1 protein-coding gene is annotated in these 986 nt (G+C 38.8%); it reads left to right on the plus strand.

The genetic code is table 11. From position 1 onward, the window contains the following. Positions 1-648 precede the first annotated feature (648 nt). Positions 649-986 (plus strand): hypothetical protein (locus AB4496_RS18785; protein WP_372131607.1); only part of this gene is annotated, 338 nt, incomplete at its 3' end.

Here is a 986-nt window from a genome sequence, read left to right on the forward strand (position 1 = left end):
GTGCAAGAACACCGACAAAACCAAATAGAATATTCATAATGTGTCCTAGTAATCCTTAAAGAGTGAACATGAGCCAAACGAATGACATCAAAGGAATAGGACAAAGAACCGCAAGCAAAACGCTACGCGATGAAGGAGCTAACAGGGTTAGCGAATGTAACAACGAGTTGTTCATGTAAAAATCACCTTATACAAGCAGTGGAACGTAGCTGGTCCGGTCCGTGGGGTCATTCACATATCCATGTGACGGCTTGTATTGGCTAAGCACCGGCTTAAAACCGGAAAAGAAGTATAAACAGTTAAGTGAGACTTTCATCACATTTTTCAACGCAAACGATCGCGCGGTCAAGGATTAAACAAAACGCAGTGTTTATCGTCATTTTCGTTCTTCAAAAACTGTAAACAATCTGTATAAGGTTGAATTTGGAATGTTAAGTCCTTAAGCGTATGAGCGTAACCTCTCGGTTAATTCTGTGTGATTATTACCACTTTTCTGTGTTCTCCCTCATTTACTATGACTTCAAGATTCATCTTAAGTTTAGATGCGTATATACTTTGCATTATCTCCCCCATTCATTATCTATAAAACGAGAAGAGCTGATTAGATATAACAGCCATTGAGACTAAGAGAGGAAACACGTGAAGAAAATGGAAGCTCCGCACGACATGAACAATGGAGCTAGATTCAAAACAAATAGACACGGCTATGTGACAGTAGTTGAGTATTATAACACCTATACTGTTATTGTTGCGTTTGAAAACACCGGAAATATCCGCGCTATCAGTGCGGCGAAATTACGTACAGGTCAGTTAACCGATCGCTCTGTCGCACCTGAATCAATTATGATTGGTGAAAAGGTTGAATCCGTTAAGCATGGCATATTAACTATTACCCAAGTTGAATCTGAAAATATTGTGGTTCTGACCAATATCAATAATGAAGAAATTAGAATGTTATTGCCTGCCGTACAGAAAATGAAAGATAA

The organism is Vibrio sp. 10N.222.46.A1, assembly GCF_041473595.1.
Taxonomy (GTDB): domain Bacteria; phylum Pseudomonadota; class Gammaproteobacteria; order Enterobacterales; family Vibrionaceae; genus Vibrio; species Vibrio tasmaniensis_A.